Annotated in this window: 3 protein-coding genes; 1 reads left to right on the top strand and 2 read right to left on the bottom strand. The window is 47.9% G+C overall.

The annotated features are described in order from the left end of the window. On the bottom strand, positions 1 to 1,201 hold a 1,201-nt coding region (locus WCO51_11530), incomplete at its 3' end, for a hypothetical protein (GenBank protein ID MEI6513885.1). A 367-nt stretch (positions 1,202 to 1,568) separates the two neighbouring features. Beyond that, positions 1,569 to 2,426, bottom strand: coding sequence for a copper amine oxidase N-terminal domain-containing protein (locus WCO51_11525; GenBank protein MEI6513884.1), 858 nt, complete (start codon positions 2,424 to 2,426; stop codon positions 1,569 to 1,571). Between the two features lie 163 nt (positions 2,427 to 2,589). Between WCO51_11525 and WCO51_11520 the strand changes: the two genes are divergently transcribed. Continuing rightward, the coding region (locus WCO51_11520; GenBank protein ID MEI6513883.1) for a S8 family serine peptidase at positions 2,590 to 3,265 on the top strand (676 nt) is incomplete at its 3' end.

The raw sequence follows: 3,265 nt of genomic DNA, 5'->3' as shown, positions 1-3,265 counted from the left end.
GTGCGACATCGGGATAGAGCACGGAATCAACCGTGACGTCCGCGGTCGTCGCCGCGTCTCCGCCAGCCCAATCCACCAGGGTGACCGTGCAGACAAAGTCCACGTTTGTCACAGGGGGAATCCAAAGGGTAGGTTTCTCAACTCCAGATACACTCACAAACCCTGCGATTACGCCGGCACTATTAATTTTAACTGTAGTTCCATCCGCAGTGGCATTATTTGCTGCTATTCCTGCTCCCGATATTCCTGCTTCTAAGTTCTCAGTAGTTCCAGGAGTAGCAGGATCCCAGAAGAACACGTGGAACAGTCCATCCCCGCTCTTGCTAAATCCTACAACTTGTCCACTATTGTTGATTCCCTTTGCTTGAGCTTGGTTGCCGCCAGAAAGCAATGGGATTTCAGTCAGACTAGGAACAACAGCAGGATCCCAGAACCAGGCCTTTTCAAGACCGTTCGTATACCATCCCCAACCAGCAACCTGGCCGCTGTTGTTAACATCTATACCGCGATCCCACCAGTTTCCTCCCGTTTTCCCTAATAAATAAGCCATCGCCTGGATCTCGACTATACCGCCGGCAGATGTCCAGCGGAATGCGCAGGTACGATATGAGGCATTATGTGCCCCACCAACCATTTCACCATAGTCGTTGCAACCAAAGGTTATACCCATACCAGCGCCAAGATTGCCGATACTCACCAGGGTGTTGGGAGACCACGTACAGGCGTACCCCCATGGTACCAATGGGTTCGAACCATTACTCCAACCGCCGATCATGTTAACGCCGCCGGTCGGGGCAGAAAGCCCGATACAATAGATAGCATTAAAGCCAGATGTGCCAGTGGTAGCGGTCATCCCATTGGTTGTGTCGTAGAGAAATACTTGGCCGTTCGACCAACCAGTAGCTATACCCGCATTGTTAATGCCAACAGGTTCGCTATTGCCACCCAACGTGCCCATGTAGTGACTTACATCACTAGCGACATCATAGATAAATGCATGGTAGACGCCCCCTGCACTCTTAGTCCAGCCAACCACCTGCCCGGCGTTGTTAATACCGCAGGCTCGGCCCGATACGTCAGTGATGCTGTCATAGCTAAGTGGTAATTCCTTCACTGTATAAGCTGCATACGACGTCGCGGCGCATGCGAGGAGACAGGTGACTGTTGCGATCAACAACAGTCGAGTGTTAAAACGTTTCATCTTTCCTTTTCCTCCAAAAGTGCGGCGGTGGATCCGCCTGACACTAGATATCTAAAATACTATTCGCTTTTGCGATAGGAAAACGGACAACTTTTGAATTTATTTTTTGGAAGTTTTATACCCTTCTCGCCCTTATAGCTTCAATAGGTAGAAAAAGCTACAAAAAACTAGTAGTTATACTAGGTAGTGATTCCCTTTGCTGGTTTTGTCTTTGGCGCTTACTTTTGATGTTTGGAGTATCAATAACAACCTGGGCTGAAATAATACCGATATCCCCTGACCCAAGGAATGAAGACAACAGCCAAAAGCTTCTGTGTTTTAATGAGGATAATCCTCGTAATGACACAAATGGGGTATGCCTGATACCCTACTTCTCTATTGACCCGTAGAGGAGAATTACATCTAATCGGTCTAAATATTTGCCTTGTTTGTTCTCGGCTAAGATGCGGGCGCTGTCTTCGTCTGAAAGGATTGGATCACTTCCATTAACCCCAACGGCAATTACTTGCATCGGCGATTTGCCGCACCGCGGATCAACCAAAGCAGTTTCAAGAGATGATTGGTAACACACTAAACCTTTTTCGATAACTATCTCAACGTCAACTCCGCTGCCGTCCCAAAGAATGCTGCCGTCTAGCTTCCGAAGAACGGGGCTCATCGAGCGCTTTAGATTAAAACCGCGGGCATCAATGATAAGGGAAGTAAAACGATGCTTTGCCTCTTCTGTCTTAGTCGGAGCCGTCTTGATCGCAACCTCGATAGTCGGCTTCGGTAAGTTAAAAGCAACGGGCTGCGGAGCGATAACATCCACAAATGCGGTCATTGAAATTTTCTTAGCGGCCTTATCATAATTAACCTCTGCCCCAAGGACTTCGCTGAAGAATTTCAAAGGGATATAGATAACCTCATTTATCTTCGTTGGCCCAACATCTATGCGCTGAATAACCCCATCTACCGTGACCGAATTGCTGTCGAGTCTGAGAGAAATATCTTTGTCTTTCCCTTTTACATGCAGTGTCTCCCCATCGGGTTCCACAAACAACCCCGCCTTTTCCGCGACCAATCGCAGTGGCACCATCGTTCTACCCAGCTTTGTAAAAAGTTCAATCTTACACGAGCTAAGCTGTTCCCCATTGGAGAGAACCGACAACTGAACTTGTTCAGCGCCGATAGCCAGGGAAAAAGTGACGGTTAAAAGGGTTAGCGCAAAGAATATTCGTCTCATGCTTATACATTTCCTTAATAACCGCCTTACTATAACCAGTAAAACCCCAGGATTTTAGAAAAGTTAGCCCAAAAGACGATCGCGTTAATAGCTCCTAAATAGCTGATCCTGTTAGGTTGACTTGTTTAATGGGTTCCTGCGTTATTTATGGGGATTTGAGGGTATGAGACTATGGAAGAAGTGGGAAGAGGAAACTATGCACAAAACTCACTGCGTTCGGTTGCACCAGTCTAACAGCCCACTATTGCGGGCTTTTTTGCTGTTAGTAATTCTATCAGGCTCAATTATCGGAAGTCAATTGGTATCGGGGCAAGCAATCAATGCCGAGTTGATGCCCGGCGAGCTGATCGTCGGTCTGCAGCCAACACAAGACAGTAGATGCACACCTTCTGCAGTCACAGTCGATGTAGGCGATATTGCCGAATCCCTTCCCAATATTCGCGCCCATCGTATCAGAGTTCGACACGGCATATCAATGAATGAAGCTGCAGCACTTCTCCTCAAACGCAGTGAAGTCCTCTATGTTGAATACAATCATGTAGTGAGCGCATTCGCTACTCCTAATGACACCTACTTTGCCTATCAATATGCTCCTCAAATAACGAAGGCCAACCTTGCATGGGGGTTATGGAGCCCCAAAGAAGCAATCATCCTTGCGGTGATCGACACCGGTGTCGATAGCACCCACCCCGATTTGATTGACAAAATCGCTCGAGATGAATCCGGCATTCTTGGGTTTGATGCGTTCACTAACCTGCGCAGCGATGCGATAGACGAAAACGGCCACGGCACCCATGCAACGGGGATTGCTGCTGCCCAAATCAATAATGGTGTTGGCG

Source organism: bacterium (genome assembly GCA_037131655.1).
Lineage (GTDB): Bacteria > Armatimonadota > Fimbriimonadia > Fimbriimonadales > JBAXQP01 > JBAXQP01.
The sequence above is the reverse complement of the archived record's forward strand: the minus strand, read 5'-3'. Positions and strand labels throughout refer to the sequence as shown.

What these genes read in the sequence shown, in the direction of transcription:
- WCO51_11525 (MEI6513884.1), bottom strand. Translation starts at nt 2,426, where the DNA reads ATGAGACGAATATTCTTTGCGCTAACCCTTTTAACCGTCACTTTTTCC.